The following is a 22,289-nucleotide window of genomic DNA, read 5'->3' on the forward strand; positions in this document are numbered from 1 at the left end:
TAACAAATGGACAAAAATGTTCAAGCCAATTATGAATTAGCGAAAGAACTGTACGCGTCTCACGGCATCAACGTCGATCAAGTGCTCGAGCAGCTGGAAAAAGTCAAAATTTCAATGCATTGCTGGCAAGGCGATGACGTAAAAGGATTCCTTAATCGTGATCAGGATTTGACTGGCGGTATTTCCGTAACCGGTAATTATCCTGGAGCGGCACAATCCCCTGCACAGCTTCGAGCGGATCTGGAGAAAGCGTTCTCTTTAATTCCCGGCAAGCACAAGGTAAATCTCCATGCGATCTATGCGGATACAGATGAAAAGGTCGAGCTGAATGAGCTGGAGCCGAAGCATTTTCAAAAATGGGTTGATTGGTGCAAGGAGCAAGGCTTGGGTCTGGACTTCAATCCGACTTGTTTTTCCCATGAAAAATCCAAGGATGGATTTACATTAAGCCACTCCGACCCGGAAATTCGTCATTTCTGGATCGATCACTGCAAAGCCTCAAGAAAAATCGGCGCCTTTTTCGGCGAGCAATTGGGCCAAACGTGCGTCACCAACGTATGGGTTCCAGATGGCTACAAGGATGTTCCGGCAGACCGTATGGCACCAAGACAGCGCCTGAAATCAGCATTGGACGAAGTATTCGCTGAAGAGCTCAATCCAGCCTATAACCTGGACGCTGTTGAAAGCAAGCTGTTCGGACTCGGCTCAGAAGCGTACGTGGTCGGCTCCCATGAGTTCTATATGGGCTATGGCATCCAGAATAACAAGCTAATCTGCCTGGATGCAGGTCACTTCCACCCGACAGAGGTTATCTCCAACAAGCTGTCATCTCTTGCCCTCTTCACCGATGGTATTCTGCTGCACGTCAGCCGCCCAATGAGATGGGATAGCGATCACGTAGTAACGCTGGACGATGAGCTGATCGAAATCGGTAGAGAATTAGTGCGCGGCAATCTGCTTGAAAAAACACATATTGGACTCGATTTCTTCGACGGTAGCATTAACCGTGTAGCTGCTTGGGTAATCGGCACACGCAACACGATCAAAGCACTGATGCGTGCGATGCTTGATCCTGTGGAAGCCTTGAAGAAAGCGGAGCTTGAAGGCGACTACACTACACGTCTGGCATTGACGGAAGAGTTCAAATCCTATCCTTTCGGCGCCATCTGGGATTACTATTGCGCGTCCAAAGGCGTGCCGGTGCGTGAAGAGTGGCTGGCAGAAGTAAAAACCTATGAGCAGGAAGTATTGCTTAAACGCGGAAACTAATTAACGAATAAGGGTGATATCCTTTGGGGAACATTGTCGCTTTTGATCTGGGGGCGAGCAGCGGCAGAGCGCTGCTTGGCCGCCTGACGGATGGCAGGATCGAAATCACGGAGCTTCATCGGTTTTCCAATGATCCAGTGCAGGTGGGCGACCGCTTGCACTGGGATATTTTACGGCTGTATCATGAAATCAAGCAAGGACTGCTAATCGCCAAAAACCAGGGAATTGAAGTAAACAGCATCGGCATTGATTCCTGGGCCGTTGATTTTGGCTTTATCGGTAAAAATGGTGAGCTGGTTGGGAACCCTTATCATTACAGGGATCGACATACGGAAGATATTATGGAGACCTTGTTTGCACAGATCCCGGCGTCGGTTATTTTTGGGAGAACAGGCATTCAGTTTTTGCAGTTTAATACAATATTTCAGTTGTTTGCGCTCAAACAGGCTAACTCCCCTTGGTTGCAGGCAGATAATCGGTTTTTGATGATTCCGGATTTGCTGAGGTATTTCTTGACGGGCGAGATGCACAATGAGTTTTCGAATGCTACAACAACCCAACTGTTCAATCCCGTTAAAGGTGATTGGGATGCTGAGCTTCTCCGGCTGCTGGATTTCCCTGCATCGTGGTTTGGCGATGTGCTGCAGCCTGGAAGTCAAGCTGGTATGCTGCAAGCATCCGTCTGTGAAGAGCTGGGCATACCTTCGATTCCCGTTTATGCAGTTGCCGAACACGATACAGGATCAGCCGTCGCAGCGGTTCCGGCTACGGATCGATCCTTCGCTTACTTGAGCTGTGGCACCTGGTCGCTGATGGGAACCGAGGTACACAAGCCGGTCATTAATGAAATGGCGCAGAAGCTCAATTTTACCAATGAAGGTGGCGTCGAGGGTACTTATCGCCTGCTCAAAAATATTATGGGCCTGTGGATTTTGCAGGAAAGCCGCCGCGTGTGGGAGAAAGCAGGAAAATCGTATGCTTTTCCCGAATTAGTACAATTGGCTGGGGCTGCTCAGCCATTCAAGGCGTTCATAGATCCTGATGATGCCCTGTTTCTGGCTCCTGGAGATATGCCTTCAAGAATAACCCAATATTGCCATCAAACTGGACAGCAAGCCCCTGAAACGGTCGGTGAAATCGTTCGCTGCATTCTCGAAAGCCTTGCTCTCAAATACCGCTACGTGTTTGAAATGACGGAACGCTTGTCCGGTCAGCGGTTCAACGGTTTGCATATGGTCGGCGGAGGCATTCAAAATACGCTGCTCTGCCAATGGTCAGCTAATGCGATTGGCAAGCCGGTATGGGCGGGTCCATCAGAAGGCAGCGCTATCGGCAATATGGCCGTTCAATGGATTGCCCAAGGGGAATTCCAGGATATATGGGAAGCGCGTCAGGTGATCCGGGATTCCTTTAGTATTATCACTTATGAGCCTGAAGCACAAGATCTGTGGGCCGATGCCTACGATCAATTTCTGAAGCTGACAGGAATGACTGAATAACATTGTTTGTGAAAAGAGGGTAAGCATGCTGGTTGCGGAGCGTTATGAAAAGATTGTAGGTTTGGTCAACGAAAGAGGCGGTATCCGAGTTTCTGAGCTGAGCGAGCTATGTCAGGTTACGGAGGAGACGATTCGCCGTGATCTGGACCGCTTGGAGCAAGCTGGACGACTGCGCCGCTCGCATGGCGGAGCGGTCAGTGTCAAGGACAATCAGCAGCCGGAAATTCCATATGCTGAACGGGAAATCACCTATGCCGATGAGAAGAAACGTATAGCTCAGGAAGCGATCAAGCGGATCGACCTGAAGGATCGTATCTTGCTGGATGCCAGTTCGACGGCTTGGTATATGGCTGCCGATCTGCCTGATCTGCCTCTCACCGTATTGACCAATGCAATCAAGGTCGCAACGGAGCTGAGCAGTAAGGAAAAGATCGAAGTCATTTCAACAGGCGGCATATTAGCGCAGCGTTCCTTGTCCTTCGTAGGGCCACTGGCCGAGCGTTCTCTGGATGCTTACCATGTCAATAAAGTGTTCCTATCGTGCAAGGGCGTTCATCTTGACCGTGGCATCAGCGAATCCAACGAGCTGCAGGCCCGTATTAAGCAAAAGATGATCGGCATGGCGGACGAGGTGATTCTATTGGCCGATTCCAGTAAATTCGGTGTGCAGGCGTTCACGCATGTTGCCGATTTGTCCGAGGTCGATGTCATTATTACGGACCGCCGCATAGATAAGGAAATGCTAGAGCGGCTGCAGGAGCTCGGGATTAGCGTGATTACGGTGTGAGAATAGGGTTGTTCCAAAAAATCCATAGTATCCAGCCTGTTCCGAAATGTGAAAGAAGAAGCCTACGTTTTTCCACAGTAAATGTGTGAAAAACGTAGGCTTCTTTTTCTTGGATATAAACCTGTTGTTTTTTAGTTCATGTATTCATTCATTGGTTGTGATGTAGGTATCGAATTGGCTTACAGAATTTTGCTAAAAATCTGTACTTCCTGACGATGGAAAATATAGGGCAAAAATCGTTTGTTGACAAAGCGTTGGAACTGTTGATGATAGGCATTCACATCAAAGCAACCGTAAGGTATTCCCAACGCGACCTGACGTCTGATCATCCTTTGTATGAAAGGAATACCAACATGCTTGCGGTAAGCATCCTCTCTGATGAACATTGAGCTCCAGTACAAAAACTGCTCATTGGAACGCTTTGCCACGATCCATCCGACAATATCATCACCTTGACGAAGCCACAAGCTGGCTTGCTGATCAATATCACCAAAGCTATAGCTTTCGAATGGAGAAAGGGCGTATGGATACCAGTCTGCCTGTTTCAGTTCATCCCATTGACTATCAGTAATATCCTGCCAGTCGTGTACCGAATAGCTCTTGGGCAGTGGTATTTCCCGGCTCCATATGGAATGGCTATTAATCAGCAGGCAATCAAACTGATAGTGAGTAACACTGTCCAGCGACTTTTTCCAGTTGCAGGCAGTCAAGGAGTCAGCAAGGCTCGGGGAATGTCCCTGTTGCAGAGTAATCTGCAGGCTGCTGACACCCTGATCTATCAGCTGCATTTCAGTAAATCGGAGCAGCTCCTGCTCCCAAGCTTCATTCTGATACTGAGGCGTGATTCCAAAAGAATGCAAGATCCCCAAATCGCCGATTTTCCTGATCTCAGCTAAAACTAGAGCTGCCGGATCCCCATTAAAGCTTGCTCCTACCCTGATCCGGGTAGGTAGATCATCATTCTGTGTGAAATAATGAATATAATCCGGTAATGCCAAATGTTCGTAGGGCTGAATCTCCAGAGGCTGTAGGACGTATATGTCGGTCAATAGATTCACCACTTTCATCGGTATCTGTGTCTTAGATATTAAATTGAAAAGTGACGTTGTAGAATAAATTTCCCTTAAACAATTGCATGTTATTGATTATTGGTTCCTGTGAAGCCATTTACTGTTTTTTCTCTGCCGTTATCTTTATCACGCTGTGTTACTGTAAGGGTGATAGGGCCATTTGCTATTGTGCCTAGATTCGCAAAAAAATTGACAGTGAAATTGTCATCTGTTCCAACTATTACTTCAGCATTATTTTCTACAGAATGAGTTCCATCAGAAATTTTCACTTTAATTTTAAAATCAGGTTCTCCGGTTCCAGTTACTATTTTATTGTTACTATTAAGATTGACTGGAGTGTTAATCGTTGGTGATTTTAAAACCGTTTTAAACGTATTCGATTCCGCGGCAGGGTTCTCCCAATTGTATACGCTATATGTCACGGTTTGTTCCGTATACAGCTTTTGAACAGCTGGTACGGTATAGGTAACCGAATTATTCACAGAATCCAGCACAGAAGCTGTTGGAGTTACATTAGTAGGTGTCATTTCGTCAATCGACTGTTTGAACTTAAGATTTTGGTAAATAGCTTCACTTACTGTTTCGACTGTTGTAAATTTGACGGTCACGCTACCGTTAACCGCACTTACAATAATCTTGGCTACGTTAAAGCTCACCGTATTGTAGGCAGTTTGATTCTGATAGGACAAGCTGTACGCCACACTTTGATCTGCATCTGTAAATTGCACTTCGGCCACCTTGAAGGTAACGGTACTACCGGATGCTTGAACCAAGGAAGGTACCTCAGTTGTGCCTGTTCCACTATTTATGGACCGGCTAATCTTCATGCCATTGGTTGCTTCGACATCAGATACAGCCTTATCGAAATTTACCGTAATGGTGCCATTCACCGCACTAGCGGAAGTTATCTTTGCAGGAATCTTGGCTACGGTAAATTTCACCGTATTGATGGCAGTACCATTCAAATAGGACAAGCTGTACACTACGTTTTGATCTGCCGCTGCCGACTGTACTTCGGTCACCTTGAAGGTAACGGTATTACCGGACGCTTGAACCAGGGAAGGTTCCTCAGTTGTGCCTGCTCCACCATTTATGGACCGACTAATCTTCATGTCATAGGTAGCTTCGACAACAGATACAGCCTTATCGAAGTTTACCGTGATGGTTCCGTTCACCGCGCTAGCGGAAACTATCGTTGCAGGAATCTTAGCTACGGTAAATTTCACCGTATTGATTGCAGTTCCATTCAAATAGGACAAGCTGTACACTACGTTTTGATCTGCCGCTGCCGACTGCACTTCGGCCACCTTAAACGTAACGGTATTACCAGATACTTGAACCAGGGAAGGTACTTCAGTTGAGCCTGCTCCACCATCTATGGACCGACTAATTTTCATGCCATAGGTTGCTTCAGCGACAGATACAGGTTTATTGAAGTTCACCGTGATGGTTCCGTTCACCGTGCTTACGGTACTTATCGCTGCCTGCCCTACGGGCTCTCCCGTCGTTGGGTTAGCGGCAAGCGTGAAGCCTGCTGATACCGTACTGGAGAGCTTGTAAGCTACAGTATAGACAATGTTCTGTGCAATGTCCGTCGCAGCTATTGTGGGTACACTCAGCAATACCACGGTACCGTCTGAATTCAGCTGGAGACCCGAAGGAACGATAACCTGAGGATTACTGCCTCCATACACCGATTGTGTAACAACGAAGTCTTTAATAGTAGGTGTGACCGAAGGCGCACTACTAAAGCTTACGGTAATGAGTCCATTCTGCACACTTATTCCAGGCAGCGGTGAGTCAGGATCGCGTTGTTCGGTTCCGTCAGGACGTACGATAACGGCGTCAGCCGGAATGACTGCAGGATGCGCAGCAGCGAATGTTTTAAAAGCAGACAGATTAAGCTTACCGGGATTTGCAGCCATGAATTGGGCATAATTGAGTCGGCCCTCAGGTAAATCCGCAATAAAACTGGAAAGCCCCTTCGTATTCAAGTTATTGTTCAATTGTACGAGCAGGCTTGGGTTTGCTGCTATATCGCTAAGCAGATATTTTTGATTGCCTACATAGTAGCCCGGATTGGATGGAGCTGCGAAGATAGGTGCGGAAGTTGCTGCCATTAGAAATACAGAGGCAGATGCAGTAATAAGCAGCTTCTTGGTTGCCTTGGACATGGGTTCTCACCTTTCATTATGCAATTTAATAAATAATCGAGCTACAAGATATGGATTTACTGAACAGTCACATAAAAGGATTTGAGCAATATCGAACCATTGTAGGCATTCAACGTCAACGTATCCCCGATTTGTGCTCCAATTAAATTGACCGATATACTTCCATTGACAGGAATAGCATCGTTCAATTTCACAGTATTCTTCATAATTTCAACTTTGGTTACTTGAGTATTGACAGCAGCTTCGATCTTTGTAAGTAACAGCCCATCAAATATAGCTGATGTATTCGATATCCATAAAACATTGTTAGACGAGCTTTGGCTTGAGCTTGAACCAGATCCTGATCCGCCGCCTCCAGCAGCGATTGTAAAGGCTGGAGCTGCTGCAGCTGACAATCCTTGATAGGATACACTAAATACGACAGAGCCTTGACTCACTGTAGGGACAACCAGCTTAACGGTTTTGGCAGATGCATCTACAGACAAGCTGGTTGGAGTCACAATTGTTTCTGTCTCGCCATTTACAGATTGTGTGACTTTGAAATCGGCTAGGGTTGGTTCCGTAGTCCATGCCTGGTTAAATATGACGGTAACCAAACCGTTAGCACCATTTACATTTGAAATGTTAAACTTCCCATCCGTTGGAGCACTTACAGACAGCTGATTCAATTCCCAAGAACGTTGAAATGCAGTTGCTGCTTCAGCGCGCGAAATGGGAGCAAACGGTTTAAAAGAACCATCCTCGTAGCCATTGAATATTTGCTTGCTCAGAAGTGCTGAGACGCTAGCTTTAGCCCAGCTATCAATTACTTCTGCATCTTTGACTGTAAGGGTGCTTGAAGTGCTTGTATCCAGTTTTAGAAGCCTCGCCAAAACAGCTGCTGCCTCTTCTCTTGAAATCGATTGATTCGGTTTGAAGGTTCCGTCAGGATAACCTTGGATATAACCAGCAGATTGTGCAGCTGATACCTGTGGATAGAACCAATCTGCAGACTTTACATCATTAAAGTTAGTGTTTGCAGCTGTTCCCGATAAACCGAAGGTTTGGTTGGCCATATTGACGAACTCTGCTCGACTGACCTGACGATCCGGTTTAAAGGTCCCATCGGGATAACCGGTAATTCGTTTGGAAGCAGCCATCTGTTCGATACTGCTGTTGGCCCAATGATTCCCTGTATCCGAGAAGCTGGCGGCCAGTGCCGTACTTCCATTAGCAAGCATCATCAAAGCAAGGACATAAGTAGTAAATTGTTTTAGCTTCATGCTGTCGGTAATCCTTCTTTCTATGCAGAATATAGTTCGACATAACTCTACAAAACCTTAATAAAAATCACATCTAACTAAAGTTATAGAAAGAAGAATATCAATTCATAATAGGACAATCTGTTCACGCTTTGTTCAATTTATGAGATCTATCATGTTTTTATGGAAAATAAAGGGATTATCAATATTTAAATTTTTATTAAAACATGCTCCCAAATTATTTATCTTTTAAAAATTAGTATCTATTAAATCAAGTACCTATTAGGAAAAGTATCAACAGCAGTAAAGCCAGATCAGACAAAGGTGATTATTCAGCCTGTGAATAACTTTTCAGACAAGCTATCCACTTATGTGCATAAATTCAGACTCGATGATAATTGAGTTATAGATTCAGAGATTTGCAATTTATCCCCCTGTTAATAACTAATTCCTCTAAGAAGGCTGCATACTTATCCCCTGTCTCCCAACAATCCACAAAAGCTGTCTAATTAATTAACTATAGGTACAGCATTATTTCTAATAAACTAACCATGACGTTTACCTATTGTCTGAATTCATAACTTTAAGTTAACAACAAAGGGCAACCAGCCGCTGATACAGCGAATCCTGTTGCCCTTTGTTGTCCAAATATGTGAGAATCCTCGATGGTTCTGTGTGGATTCTGCTTTTGGGAAAGATCGTCATTTGATTTTGGGTAAGACAAACAGCCCCCTGAAATTACAGGAAGCTACGCAATCACTTTTCCATTCATAGATGATTCAAGCTCAAGCAGGAAATCCTCCAGGTAAAAAACCTCATGATGAAGAGCACTACCTCTGAACCTGTGCTCGTCCGCGGAAGAGATAGGTGTCTTCATCGGTTTGCTATACCGCTCTCCAAGTTCAGCGACTGCCCTGCTGCAGACCTTGGCAAATTCGCGAAGCGAGAACTTGTCCTTAATCGCGCGGAAGAACTGGAGCGGCCTTGCTTCCGCATACACGCCCTCATTTTCGGAGGCCTCTATATACCGATAAGCTCCGGTTTCCTTCATAACCTCCATATAGGCAGCGAAGGAACGGTCCTCTAGCTCAACAGTAAGCATACTGACCAAGTCCATTCCATGAAAACCGTAGCGCATTACGATGTCCCGAATCCGGGCTGCTGCATAACGGAGTATGGTCATACTGGCATGGTGTAATAGTTGAGCCAAACCGAGGAACACATTGCCATTGCCAAGCTGCTCTACCTCAGAAATCCGATAGAAGCTGAACAGCTGACGCAAACGAGAGACCGTTTGCGAGTAGGGGATTTTTGCCTTCGGAACCATACGGTAATGCGCACCAGGCACATGCTGAACAACGAAGGTCGGGTTGAGCACCCAATGAACAGCCCAACGGCCCAGCGAATCCTTTTCCACCGAGCATTCCAGAAATAGCCGCTGCCCATTGATCTCCAACTCAGAAAGTGAATGTAATAATTCCCGAATTTGCGCGGGGCGTGATTTATGAGTGAGAGTATACAACCACGAATGGCGTCCGAGCAGCTCTTTATCTTTATGCTTCAGCTTTTCACCATTTTTGTTCACAATATACAAATACAGCTTTTGAGCGGCAATCGGCAAATCTGTAAACGCGGCGGTGAACACCAGAGGGTGAAACAATACAAAACGGCCTGTCTCCCGTTTAAAGGACTCCAGCTTCCATTCATTAATAATCCCGCTGCGTGAAACGGACAGGATGCCAAGGGCAATAAGCTTGTGAGCCTCCGCGTAAAATTGCTCCTTCGTGCAGCTTTCCTCATACTCCTCGGCCATCAATTGATACAGACGGTGCAGCGGACAGCCTGCCAGTGTCCCCTCTGTATTAAAACGGCGCGAGATCGTCATCATGAAACGGATAGTCGTTCCTGTGACGTGAAATTTACGCAGTGGATGGCTGTTCTTACGGAACATGACCACTGAATCGCTGGCATAGGATTTCTCCAGATTGAATAGATCGGTGAGGAAGGTATGATCTACCGAGACGGGATAAGTGCTGCCCAGATTCTTATTGTCCAGCAGCAAATAGCTCGCGCTGCGGTTTACGTCTGACTTTCGCTTGGCTTCTCCCATGGGTCGATCATACCTCCTTCCGAAGACTAACTGGTTAATTTGAAAAAAAACTTTACAGGACAAGTTCAATTCATTACAATATACGGACAATCCCTTAAAAGACAAAATTTAAGCAGACCTTCAATCGCGCCGTTTTTTTGCGGATTAAGGTTGGGTGAGGTTGCTGACTGCTGGTAACAGCTGCAACCGGTATGGATTTATCGACAATATGAGTATCCAGTGCAATCTGGTGCTCGGAGAGTAAGGTTTGGCGACCTTATTTCCCAGAGAAGCCTCCGCTGACAGCGGAGGTTTTTTGTGTGATCCCCAACACTCAGGATCGTTAAACAGGATTCCGGTATTTTCGACAATACCATTTAAGATTAAGATTGGTCAATCATAGTACAGAGGTGGTTTACTTCGTAGTGCAGAGGTGTTATTTTTCGTAGTAGAGAGGTGGTTCGTAGTGCAGAGGTGGTTACTTCGTAGTACAGAGTGGTTTGTTTTCGTAGTAGAGAGGTGGTTCGTAGTACAGAGTGGTTTCATTTCGTAGTGGAGAGGTGTTTGTTTTGTAGTAGAGAGGTCTTTCGTAGTACAGAGGTGTTTACTTCGTAGTACAGAGGTGGGAAAAAGATCGAGAAAAATATACTTTTTTTCATTTTTTCGTAGTGCAGAGGTGTTTGATTTCGTAGTAGAGAGGTGTTTGACTTGGACATATTAAAAAGCCCCTTCGGATGAAGAGGCCCCTCGTATTAAATAAGCAATCGTTCCTCGATCGTGTCAGTCGCTTTTTGCAGCCATTCGCTCGGTTCAAATATAACCTTAACCGGTACCCGGCCTTTCTTGACGATTTCATAATTACGGATAACATCAAAATTTTGCAGTTCATCAAATGAGTTTTTCAGCATCACATAGGCTTTGTAATTATCATTCGTGTTCAGACCCAAATGATTAATCAAGGCTTCGACCTCAAGAACAAATTCGCGATCCTTTGTTTTGTTAACGACAATCAAATACAGATTCTTTGAGGTTGGGGTGGCAAGGTCATTAAACAACGAGATACTGATCGACACCACGTTGCCAGCCAGAAGATTTTTATATAAATCATCGCTTAGCCTCATAAAGACTGTATTCGTGTCACGATCAATATCGACATCCTGAAAAGGATTATGAATTTTCGTTCTTCTGCGTTTCTTGGCTTCGGCATCATAAAATTCTTCCATCACAATCGACGTTTTGCCGAGGTTGTCCAAGCTCGTATGCAGGGTATCGTATTCGCCGCCGTTAATATCAGCATTCACATTATGCAGCAGCTCTTTAAAAGCGAATTCAAACTCCTTGGCCTTCCCCTTTTGCTCCCACATCTTAAAAACACCGAATAAATTACGCGCATCATAAGGCAGCAGCAAAGTTCCATTGCTATTTTGATAAAAAAGGTTTCTGAACCCGGATTTGTTCAATTCGAGAATTCCCTTTTGATTACGTCTCAGCTTTAGTGTCGACTCATTGGGAGTCGTTGAAGAAATAAAAGGATGGTCAATAAAGTTCCGCTCTACGCTATGGCTAAATTGTCGGTTCTGTTCCTGTTTTCTCTGAATGGCTTTCTCCAGAATCAAAATCTGCATTTCCAAATATTCCTGCTGCTCAAAAAGCTCTTCATTGGGTGTACTGTGATTTTCAAGATTCATTAGAATTTTTTGAGAAATATCATTGCGGGTTTCGACTATTTTTCCTGAGATCCGCTTGAGTTCATATATCTTCTTATTAATAAGGGATGAGCTGTATCCGTTAATTTCTTCATCAAGCTGACCCATGATCATTTTTTCGTCAGATGATACCGACTTAAGCTGTTTTTTCAGGTCAATCAGCTTTGGAGCATATTTCTCAAGCACGTTAATTATCGCTTTACTCAATTCAAATTCACCAACCTTTTATATTGCTCATCTTATTGTAGTACGAGTTCGGTAATTTAACAATAAAAAAGCTGCTGCTCCCGACCTGACCGAAGCTTCCCGTAGCTTATGCATCCATGTCTAAAGCTTGGTTTTCCTGCAATATCGCACTATTCAGCAACATGGAAAAGTAAAAAGGTTCCAGCCAACTTATTGCGTCAGCGGAACCCGTCATTAACATTCGTATTTCTTGATAAGTCCCTTCAAGTGATAACGCATCAACAGAGTCTGTTCGACCGGATTCATGCCAGCTGCCTCTTCCTCGGGTCCATTCCAAAATTCCATCGCAATAATGCCCTGCCATCGAAGCCCTCTCAGCCTTTTAATAATGGCATCAAAATCAATTTCCCCATGCTCGAATGGACACTTCGGCCAACCGACTGCTGCTTGTCTTGCATGCATGTGCCCCGTATAATTCAAGAGCTCCATCGTTTCCTTCTGATCATAACCGTTCACCTGAAAATGCAGAAAGTCCAGTGTGTATTTTAAGCCTTCTACGGTTTGCGCCATTAGCATAGCTTGGGAGGGTACGTTCAGCAGCGAGGCTCGGCTGGGCTCGACGTGAAAGGAAATGCTATGCTCGGCTGCTATGGCCACCATTTGGCGGAGTGTATTAGCCGCGTTGTCGAATGATCGCTCATAACCCACTTCCTTGTGTAACGCTCCGGCTGACCCCATGATGCTTCGAAAACCGGCCATTTGGGCATAAGCGCAGATCCGGGCAAAGTTATCCAGCATTTTACCCCTGAGCACAGTGTCCGGTTGACTGTTATTCACACTAATTCCATCAACAGCGACAGTTCCCAGAAAATATTCGGCCAGCTTGAGATCGTATTTGGCGGTAAGCTCTTGGACAAGCTGCGCTTGTTTCTTCGGATTCTCGATAACATCGCCCTGTCTGATCGTACCGACCGAATCAACATCAATATATTCATAGCCGAGCCTCTTAATAAATGAAAAAATTTCATCCGGTGTACCGGGACCGTAATTTCGTGAGTGGCAGCTGAGCCCTATCATCCTAATTCCCTCCGAAACCGGAGTTTGCATCCAGCCTGATCTGCAGCCCGTTATTGCGCATCGACAATTGCAGTGCGTCCAATATCTCCATCACTCTTACGCTTCTCTCTCCGCTGCTGATAGGAGATTGTTTCCCTTGACGTATGCAATCCCAAAAATGCGCGTACATCGCAGCATGGGTTCTTCCGCAGGAGATCAGCGGTTTGGATTCCATAAGCTGCCCATCCTTGTGCTGGGTATAAATACGTATACAGTCATCGGATTTCTCTTTATAGCACCTGTTGACATCATAGCGGATCAAGCCTGTGTCTCCTTGAATGTTCACCTCATATTCGGCGGGAGCTACGGCCGATCTCATTGCCTTATACATAAAGCTGCTTCCATTATCAAAATGAACTAGCGCCAGGGAGCAATCATCCACTTCGCCAGCTTCTCTCAGCTCAAGAGGTATCGACAGATTATCATATTTGTAATAGCCGAGACCTGTTACGGATATCGGTTTTGGATCATTCAAGAAATAGAGCGCCCACTCCACATTGTGGGACGCACTCTCCATACTGATGCCATCGCCACCGATTGTTTTGCGTTTATGGCTGCCGCTGCTTCTAGAGGATGCACGTGTAATGCTAACATTGAAAACCTCGCCCAGTTCCTTATTGTCGATCATCTGTTTAAACATGAACATCTGATTTTGCAGCATGCCATTGGAGCCAACGATAAACACCTTACCGCTTTGCTTGGCAGCATCCAGCACCTGACGCATTTCCTGTTCATTCAAGGTTGCCGGCTTTTCGAGATACACATGTTTCCCGGCCCTTAAGGCATCAATGGCAATTGCTGCGTGAGTGAACGTAGGTGTACAGATGGAAACGGCATTGATCTCTTTCATCGCAAGCAGCTCTTTATAATCCTCAAAGCTATGCGGAATATTGAATTGGCTCGCAGCTTTGTCAGCCAGTCCCGGCATGGCGTCTGCAGCGGCATAGATCTGTACATCTGGATCATTCAAGGAGTGGATGGATGGAATATGCCTCTCTACGGAAACCTTGCCCATTCCGATCATTCCGAGACGGATGTGCTGTTCTTTATGCATGGTATACCCTCCTTGACATTATATGGGTGAAGCAATGTGGACTTCCTTCAGAATGGTTACACTGCAGACAAATGCCGTTGAAGCCAGTCATAAGCTATGGCACCCGATACCTCGTGTTTTCCCGGATGGATGTCTTCCTCCAGCTGATCTTCTGCATGGAGTACGCGATAAATCGATTTTAAATGGTGAAGCGCTTTAATTGCGCCTGCAATCGGGAATCCAAGATCGGCTTGACCGGATTCAATAAGCAAAGGCCGCGGAGCGATAAGACCCCATATATCGGGCATTTCAGCAATATTCAGCAGATCCGGTATGTAATTATCCGAGCAGTGGGGCTTGGCCAATATACTATCCCTGTAGGTATTGGTAAACCCGCTAATGACGGCAGCGCGAATTCGTTTATCAATAGCCGCTGTTAATGCCATAACGTTCCCGCCCCCGGAGAAGCCCATACACCCGATCCTCTCAGGAGCTACCTCACGAAGGGATAATAAATAATCGACACAGCACATCATCTCATGAACACGGTAACCGGCTAACGTTTTACCAGCCATAAGCAAATTCGTGGACAATCTGAAACAGGAGTTGGCATTCGGCTCCTTGTCCTGATCCTGCATCAATCTTCGATCACCCAAGCCCAATAATTCAGGCACGATGACGATAAACCCACGCTTTACCAGCTCAATGGGATAATCCTTGTAAATACCAGGCTCGTCCTCCCTCACGCTTCCGTCTGGCATCAGCCCTATAAGCTGTTTATACCCATACCCATGACCTGGGCAAGCGACGATCGCGGGAGTAGTCCCCTCCGAACCCTCTCCAGCTTGAGGTGTTACCTGTTTAGGCAGGAGTACATAACAGGGCATTTTCAAAAAATGATCCGTCGTAAGCTCGATATGCTCGCGAATATAATCGCCGCAGTCCACTCGCTCCAGGCACACTGGGTTCAGCGGAACCACGTCTCTTTGTGGCAACACCAGCGCTTGGATCAGCCTTTCTTGTAATGCTGTTCTCCATTCACTCCACTCGGCCTCGGTGTTCGCTTTAAAGGTGTGAACATACGTCTGACGGTCGTACAGCTGTTCAAGAAATTCATCGGGATTCCACATCATAATCAGCCTCCATTTTCACTTAGCGATACTTCCCGGTACTGTCCGGGTGTCATGCCAGTCGTTTTCTTGAAATAACGGATAAAATTTTGTGGATTGTTATACTGCAGCTTGCGAGCCATATCGGTGATTTTCATCTCCGTTTCGGTCAGCCATTTCTTGGCAATATCCATCCGGTAAGCAAGCAGGTAATCACTAAAATTGATATTCATGCTTTTCTTGAGTGCACGCCGAATATAGCTGGAATGGTAATTGAGCCGCGAAGCGCATTCCTCCAGCGTCAGCTCACGGTCATACTCGCTCTGGATGATTCTTACCACTTCATTGGATATTTTGTGGTAAGGTGCTTCTTTACTTTGATCCATCGTTTGAATAATCGGTTCAATAATTTGCTGCATCAGCCACTGCTCGATTTCCTGAACAGTATTCAGGCGTTTTAGCTGCAGGTATAACGGAATTGCATTCGTATCCAGGGAAGAAATAGCTGCATCCTGCTGCTCTGGAATATACAGCAGATCCATCAGCAGCTTCATGAGCCAGTTCTGCATCTGATTATGGGTAAGCTCACGGTTGGACAAAATTTGCAGAAACTCCATCAACAGCACATGTGCGCGTTTATCATCGGCGAATTTGACCGCTTCGACCAGCTGCTTCTCCAGATGCTCCGGGAAAAACACCATTTGGGTTTCCGGTTCCTCATTTTCGATAAACAGAATCGTTTCGGTATCCTTCGTAATCCGGTATTTTAATGCATCAAGACCCTCCGCATATGCTTTGGACGTCAGGTCGTAAGTGATATAAGGCCGACTGATTCCCGCACTGACTGGTAGATCGAGAAATTTCAATACATTTTCCTGGACCTGCTTAATCGTTGCATACATAAAATCCTTGAAAGCATCCGGTGAATCGTGGTTGCTGCTAATGACAGTCACCTGTGATTGATCGATGACGACAGGATTCAGACGATGCTCCGCTGCAACCGTTTCCTCCACAATATTGCTGATCGCAAATAATAGCAGATCACGGTCGTGCTCACTATAGCGCGTTGTCTCCAGTGTATCGATTTGTATGGCTACGACTGCCAACCAGCGAAATTGCTGCGAGTAGCCGAATAGCTGCAGCTGCTCCTCAATTTCTTTACCTGTTAGCTGACCTTGAACCAGCTTGTAGATCATAAATGGCTTTAGTTGATGTCTCAGCATTTGAACATGGCTGGTCATATGCATATTATTCTGTGACATGGTCTCCATTCGGCGTTCGATCACCTTGAATTCGTCCTGCGGCACCTGAGTATCCCCGGGCTCTCCAGCGACAGCCGTCTTCTGATACAGACTGCGCAGTGGGGAATACATCTTATTGGCTCCCTGCAGGGAAAGTATAATAATCAGGATCAGAATGATCAGGCAAGCCCATATCGTTGCCCATCCGATCGCTTGTGATTCCCGTGTGATACTGTCAAGCGATACAATAGATAAATAGGTCCAGCCATTATACGACGATTTGCGGAAGGTGAAGCCATACTCCTCCTTGCCGATTTGTCCGATCCGGTAGCCGTTCAGTTCGGGGGTCTGCAGTATATTTTGCAGCAGCAGCGAATCACGAAGACCTTTATCCACTTCGGGTAACAGATCGGTCGCGAGTATATTCCCCTGTTCATCGACAACCATCAATGAACCAAGCTCACTGCTTTTGGGCAGTACCTTGAACAGCTCCTGATTGGACATTTGGGTCACCAACAGGGCGGTAGGCTTGGCCGAATAGCTCGGAAAGCGTTTCACCAAATAAATATTCGTTTGCGCCTGAGCTTCGTCCTTGCTTGCTGTGGTTTCAGTCATCCATTTGAAAGGCCGATCGATACCCGTGAATAAGGCAAGCCTGCCGGTGTCCGTAAATTCATCCAGCTTGGCGTAGCCCTTATTGCTGATGATCCAGTTCTGATCGATGCTGATGAGTTGAATATCGCGGATACCGAGTTCATAGATCTGAATACGCTGCAAGGTTTCCAGAACCTTATCGACAAGCGGAAAATCTCTGGCCTGAATGGGCATCTGGAGTACATCACTGACCGGCTGTGCATTGACCAGTTGAAAGATCGAGAAGTCAATAATTTTCAACGTGTTTTCCAGCTGAATTTGGGTTTGATGCAACAATTGGTCATTGCCCTGCAGAACCTTGTTTTCAATAATGTTGGAGGATTTCATATACGAAAAAATACCTAATACCATAACGGGAATGGCACCAAGCAGCAAGCATAACATAAATAACTTTACGTGATAGCGGGATAACTTCAGCTTCATGACGATCTCACTTTCCTAAGTCAATTCAAACGTTCAATCTGCATCCATTATCGCATTATCCTTGATGAAATCCTATAATCATTAGCGCTACAATTGATGGAAAGAAGAGGAACCTGTCGGCTCCTCCCCGGAAAATCATTTATTTTTTGAGTGATTTGTCATATTCTACCTTGTATTCAGCCATAACCTGGTCGCCGCCAATTTTTTGCCAGTTGGCAATGGCTTGCTCAAAGCCCTTTTCATCGAGCTCGCCAATAATGAATTTGGTTCTTGCGTCGGACATCACCTGATCCAGCTGCTTGCCTTTTTCCATATAGGTTTTGGAAAGAAGTGGCAATGCAGGATTCGGAACCGCAAATTTCTCATTGTCGGCAATAAGCTTGTTAAACTTGGTAACGGCCGGATCGACATTGCCCGGAAGTGCCTTGCTGCCATCAAATACCATTAATTGGAACAGCGTATTATATACTTCATCCGTATACACCTTCTCGTCGATACGAATGGCTTTACCGTTATCTACCTTGTAATGCTTGCCTTCGATCCCCCAGTTCATCAAGGTTTGAACCTTCTCGTCACCTAATTTGTCAATAAACGCCAGAACCTGCTTCAGCTCTGCTTCTGTTTTTACACTTGTTTTCGGGATCATAAATACGCTGTTATAGCCGCTTCCTGCCTGCACCTTGACACCGCCCGGACCGGTTACATTAGCAACTGTATCCAGCTTGGCGTTCGGATTGGCTTTGAACAAATCGGTAAACCGGGCATTCAAATCATCATAGGCTCCGATGTAGACGCCTGCTTTTCCTTGATTCACCAGCACAGTGCGGTCCTTCACAACAGGAAAATCACTGTTCATCACTTTGTCCTTGAACATTTGCTGAATCATTTTCAGACCATCCATATACGGCTTCGTCATAAAATCAGGTGTCATCTTACCATCCTGATAGGCCCACAAATTCGGTGTTCCCATAGCTGCCAGCAGATGAAGAATTAATGAGCTGTTGGAGTCAAAAGAGATCCCGAACGTGTCATTCTTGCCATTCTTATCGGGGTCATTATACGTGAACGCTTTGAACACATTGAGCAGCTCATCGATCGTTTTGGGCTCCTGCAGTCCCAGATTGTCCAGCCAGTCCTTGCGGATAATAATCCCGTTTCGCGCAATAGCCCGCCAGCGATAAATACCGTACACTTTGCCTTCTATAGAAATATTGGATAAGCGGGCCTCATCCAGCGTTTTCAGATTGGCATAATCCTTCAGATAAGGACCCACCTCCCAGAACAGACCTGCCTTGGCCGCTTCAATAATTGCCGGATTGCGGTCGTCCTTCACAAGCAGCAGCTTCGGTAAATCACCAGCCACAGCAATGGAGGCGGTTACCTTCTCACTATAGCTGGCACTCGGGACCCAGGTCACGTTCAGCTTGGTGTTGGTATATTCCTGAAGCAGCTTCATCGGCTCGCTGTCCATTTTGGGCGGCTCTGCTGTTAAATACTGGTTCATCATCGTAATTTCAACCGGACCGGTCGCTGCCGCTCCTCCTGACTTGGACTCTCCGCCATTTGCACATGCAGAAGTAATAGCTAAGGATAAAGCTCCAGCAGCCATCAGACCTTGTTTGATGATACGTTTGGTTTGCATGAATAAATTCGCCTCCTGAAATGGTCAAGCTCATAGTAGAGTTTCATTAAATAATTAACGGAAAACGTCAAGCGTCGACTCCATAAGCTCCTCGTCCAGCTCAATGCCGAGGCCTGGTCCTTGCGGCACAAGTATATAACCATCCTGTACCTCGAAAGGCTGCTTCAAGTAGCGCTCTCGTGTGCTGTTCGTTTCTATGTTGTATTCATAATAGCTGCTGCATTCCGGTGAGCTGGCAGCCAAATGGATCGCTGCAGCAAAACCGATGCCCTTGGTTGTATTATGCGGCACATAATGAATGCCGAATGCACGGCACAAGGCGGCAGCGCGTTTTGCACTGGACAGCCCTCCGCATTTGACCGGATCGGCAGCGTACAAGTGGCAGGCTCCCTTGCTTATAAAATCACGGAACGTAAAGATGCTCCAATCCTGCTCCCCGACATGAATCGGTACGGGCAGCGTGTTAGCCAGTTTGATATAGGTGTCCACATCATAATAAGGACAAGGCTCCTCAAAATGATAAATGTTATATTGCTTAATTCTGTCAAACAGCTGAACCGCCTGAATATACGTATACGAGCTGTTGCCATCGATCATCAGCTTGCAATCCGGGCCTATCGCTTCCCGTGCGGCCTTAACCTTGCGTACATCATCGTCCAGATCGACGGGCAGTCCTGTACCGTAACGCGGCCCCACCTTGATTTTGACGGCTTTTACCTGAAGACGGTCTATCGCATCACGAATCTTGACGGCTTCTTCCTCATGCGTCAGGTCGCGGCTCATACTGGACGCATAGAGAGGGATACGTTCACGATATAGACCCCCAAGCAAATTATACACGGGTTGCTTCAAATAGCGACCTTTCAGATCCCATAACGCAATTTCCAGACCACTATAAGCGGCTGCCAGCAGCTGGCCGGATATTTTGTAATTTCTCCTAAGCACAATCTCCTCAATCAGTTCTCCCTGAAAGGGGTCCATTCCAATCACATAGGGCTTGATGACGGTGTTCATAATTTGCAGCAGCACATCAGGCCGCATCGGACTGGACTCACCGAAACCGTAGACGCCTTCATCGGTATCCACTTTAACATAGAACAATCCCATCGGTTTTGTATAGCAGGTAATATTGGTGATTTTCATGATGCCCTCCCGTTGTATTGGATGATTCCCTAGCCTTTAACAGAGCCGAGCAGGACCCCTTTGGCAAAATGCTTTTGCAGAAAAGGGTACACAATCAAAATCGGAACCGTTGAGACGACGATAACCGCCATCTTGATGACCTCACCAGGGGGTGCTACGTAATCACTGCCCATCTCTTGTGAATCCCCGATCCCGCCCTGTGACAAAATAACGATTTGGCGGAGCCATACTTGAATGGGCCATTTGGAACTGTCATTGATATACAAAATCGCACTGAAAAATGTATTCCAATGGCCAACCGCATAAAATAACGAGAAGGTAGCCATAGCGGGAAGTGAAAGTGGCAGCACGATGCGCACCAATATTTGAAAATCGTTGCAGCCATCAATCTTGGCGGCCTCTTCCAGCCCATCCGGCAGTTGCTGAAAAAAGTTTCTTAATATAATCAGGTTGAAGGCACTGATCGCCCCGGGAATTAACAAGGACCAGTAGCTGTTCAGCAGACCAAACGATTTGACGACCAGAAAGGTTGGAATCATGCCCCCGCTGAACAGCATTGTGAACAGCACGAGCAGCATAATCGGACCGCGACCCATAAATTCGTTTCTCGCCAACGGATAAGCCGTTAATGTCGTGAACAGCAAATTGATCAATGTGCCTGCGACCGTTATAAAAACCGTTACGCCAAGGCTCCACATGATGGTATTCGTTGAAAAAATATAGCGATAGCCATCCAGCGAGAACTTCGTTGGAAATAACACAATCCCGCGCTGCATCAGCTCCTCTGAAGCTGTTAATGAACCTGACAATACAAACAGGAAGGGCACGATGGCAAACAATGCGAAACCAATCAGAATCACGGAATTGACAATATCAAATACGCGTGAGCTCATTGAAGGATGAATCATGACAGCAGCCTCCTTTCCGAGTTAATATACACCTTGCTCGCCTATTTTCTTGGCTGCTTTATTAGCGGCAAGCACGAGGCACAAGCCGACAAGTGATTTAAACAGACCGACAGCGGTGCTGAAGCTGAACTGCCCTTGCTGAACACCATTGACGTACACATAAGTATCGAACACTTCGCCAACTTCACGGTTCGTCGAATTGAGCATCAGGAAAACCTGCTCGAACCCTGTATCCAGAAAGCTGCCGAGCCGCAAAATGAACAAGATCACAATGGTGCTGCGAATCGCTGGAAGCGTAATGTGCCACAGCTGTCTCATTCGGCCCGCGCCATCCATTTTGGCGGCTTCATAGAGCGTAGGATCGACCCCTGACAACGCAGCTAGAAAAATAATCGTTCCCCATCCAGATTCCTTCCAGATGACCTCCAGAATGATCATCGGTCTGAACCAGTCGTTGGACATCAAAAAATTAATTTTGCCGAAGCCCGCATTGACGAGCATATTCGTAAATATCCCGCCCTCGGATGAGAAAAAGGTGTACACCATGCCGACAACGACGACCCACGATACAAAATGGGGAATATAGACGGCGGTCTGAATGTATCGCTTGAACCATTCCACACGCAGCTCGTTCAGCATCAATGCGATTAATATTGGGATTGGAAAGAAAAAGACAATATTATAAATCGCAAGCACAAACGTATTTTTTAGCAGCAGCCAAAATACCGGATCATGGAAGAAACGATCAAAATGCTTAAAGCCGACCCAAGGACTGTTCCAAAACCCCCGATAAGGCAAATAATCCTTAAAGGAAATCATAACCCCCCACATCGGTAAATATTTAAATATGGCAAAATACAGCAGGCCCGGTGTGACCATCATGTATAAATAACGACCTTTGATAAGCCGACTCCAGAACAAGCTTGCCTTATGGCTCAAGCTGTTTGCTGTACCGTTCGCCACTTGTGTTTTCAAATCCAACGCCTCCTTTCTGATACG

The 22,289-nt window shown here is 46.1% G+C and carries 16 protein-coding genes; 3 read left to right on the forward strand and 13 right to left on the reverse strand.

The genetic code is table 11. The annotated features are described in order from the left end of the window. Positions 1 to 6 precede the first annotated feature (6 nt). The 3 genes from rhaA to OB236_RS03305 are packed head-to-tail and all read left to right on the forward strand — an operon-like array spanning position 7 to position 3,555. On the forward strand, positions 7 to 1,269 hold the full coding sequence (rhaA, locus tag OB236_RS03295; RefSeq protein WP_262682719.1) for an L-rhamnose isomerase: 1,263 nt from the start codon (positions 7 to 9) through the stop codon (positions 1,267 to 1,269). Between the two features lie 23 nt (positions 1,270 to 1,292). Continuing rightward, entirely contained in the window at positions 1,293 to 2,768 is a 1,476-nt protein-coding gene (locus OB236_RS03300; RefSeq protein ID WP_262682721.1) for a rhamnulokinase, read from the forward strand. Positions 2,769 to 2,793: 25 nt separating this feature from the next. Then, complete coding sequence (locus tag OB236_RS03305) at positions 2,794 to 3,555, forward strand: DeoR/GlpR family DNA-binding transcription regulator (RefSeq protein WP_262682722.1); 762 nt, start codon at positions 2,794 to 2,796, stop codon at positions 3,553 to 3,555. Between the two features lie 179 nt (positions 3,556 to 3,734). Here the strand turns inward: OB236_RS03305 and OB236_RS03310 are convergent, their stop codons facing one another. From OB236_RS03310 to OB236_RS03370, 13 genes are all read right to left on the reverse strand, one after another. Beyond that, entirely contained in the window at positions 3,735 to 4,604 is an 870-nt protein-coding gene (locus OB236_RS03310) for a hypothetical protein (protein ID WP_262682724.1), read from the reverse strand. 89 nt (positions 4,605 to 4,693) lie between these two features. Further along, positions 4,694 to 6,799 (reverse strand): hypothetical protein, encoded by a 2,106-nt coding sequence (locus OB236_RS03315; protein WP_262682726.1) that lies wholly within the window; start codon positions 6,797 to 6,799, stop codon positions 4,694 to 4,696. A gap of 56 nt (positions 6,800 to 6,855) precedes the next feature. Continuing rightward, positions 6,856 to 8,061 (reverse strand): S-layer homology domain-containing protein, encoded by a 1,206-nt coding sequence (locus OB236_RS03320; RefSeq protein WP_262682727.1) that lies wholly within the window; start codon positions 8,059 to 8,061, stop codon positions 6,856 to 6,858. A gap of 727 nt (positions 8,062 to 8,788) precedes the next feature. Continuing rightward, a complete protein-coding gene (locus tag OB236_RS03325; protein WP_262682728.1) occupies positions 8,789 to 10,150 on the reverse strand; it encodes a hypothetical protein in 1,362 nt (453 codons plus the stop codon). A 731-nt stretch (positions 10,151 to 10,881) separates the two neighbouring features. Continuing rightward, entirely contained in the window at positions 10,882 to 12,042 is a 1,161-nt protein-coding gene (locus OB236_RS03330) for a replication initiation protein (protein ID WP_262682729.1), read from the reverse strand. Positions 12,043 to 12,255: 213 nt separating this feature from the next. Then, positions 12,256 to 13,098, reverse strand: a complete 843-nt coding sequence (locus OB236_RS03335) for a sugar phosphate isomerase/epimerase family protein (RefSeq protein ID WP_262682732.1) — start codon at positions 13,096 to 13,098, stop codon at positions 12,256 to 12,258. 1 nt (position 13,099) lies between these two features. Further along, positions 13,100 to 14,191: a Gfo/Idh/MocA family protein gene (locus OB236_RS03340; protein WP_262682733.1), complete on the reverse strand. Its 1,092-nt coding sequence runs from the start codon at positions 14,189 to 14,191 to the stop codon at positions 13,100 to 13,102. A gap of 56 nt (positions 14,192 to 14,247) precedes the next feature. Beyond that, positions 14,248 to 15,303 (reverse strand): alpha/beta hydrolase family protein, encoded by a 1,056-nt coding sequence (locus OB236_RS03345; RefSeq protein WP_262682735.1) that lies wholly within the window; start codon positions 15,301 to 15,303, stop codon positions 14,248 to 14,250. A 2-nt stretch (positions 15,304 to 15,305) separates the two neighbouring features. Continuing rightward, positions 15,306 to 17,597 (reverse strand): helix-turn-helix domain-containing protein, encoded by a 2,292-nt coding sequence (locus OB236_RS03350; protein ID WP_262682736.1) that lies wholly within the window; start codon positions 17,595 to 17,597, stop codon positions 15,306 to 15,308. A gap of 139 nt (positions 17,598 to 17,736) precedes the next feature. Further along, a complete protein-coding gene (locus tag OB236_RS03355; protein ID WP_262682738.1) occupies positions 17,737 to 19,239 on the reverse strand; it encodes an extracellular solute-binding protein in 1,503 nt (500 codons plus the stop codon). A 54-nt stretch (positions 19,240 to 19,293) separates the two neighbouring features. Beyond that, positions 19,294 to 20,382, reverse strand: a complete 1,089-nt coding sequence (locus tag OB236_RS03360) for a mandelate racemase/muconate lactonizing enzyme family protein (protein WP_076229492.1) — start codon at positions 20,380 to 20,382, stop codon at positions 19,294 to 19,296. Positions 20,383 to 20,411: 29 nt separating this feature from the next. After that, on the reverse strand, positions 20,412 to 21,290 hold the full coding sequence (locus OB236_RS03365; RefSeq protein WP_076229491.1) for a carbohydrate ABC transporter permease: 879 nt from the start codon (positions 21,288 to 21,290) through the stop codon (positions 20,412 to 20,414). Between the two features lie 21 nt (positions 21,291 to 21,311). Next, complete coding sequence (locus OB236_RS03370) at positions 21,312 to 22,229, reverse strand: ABC transporter permease (protein WP_372237348.1); 918 nt, start codon at positions 22,227 to 22,229, stop codon at positions 21,312 to 21,314. Between the last annotated feature and the right edge of the window lie 60 nt (positions 22,230 to 22,289).

It is taken from the genome of Paenibacillus baimaensis, assembly GCF_025567575.1.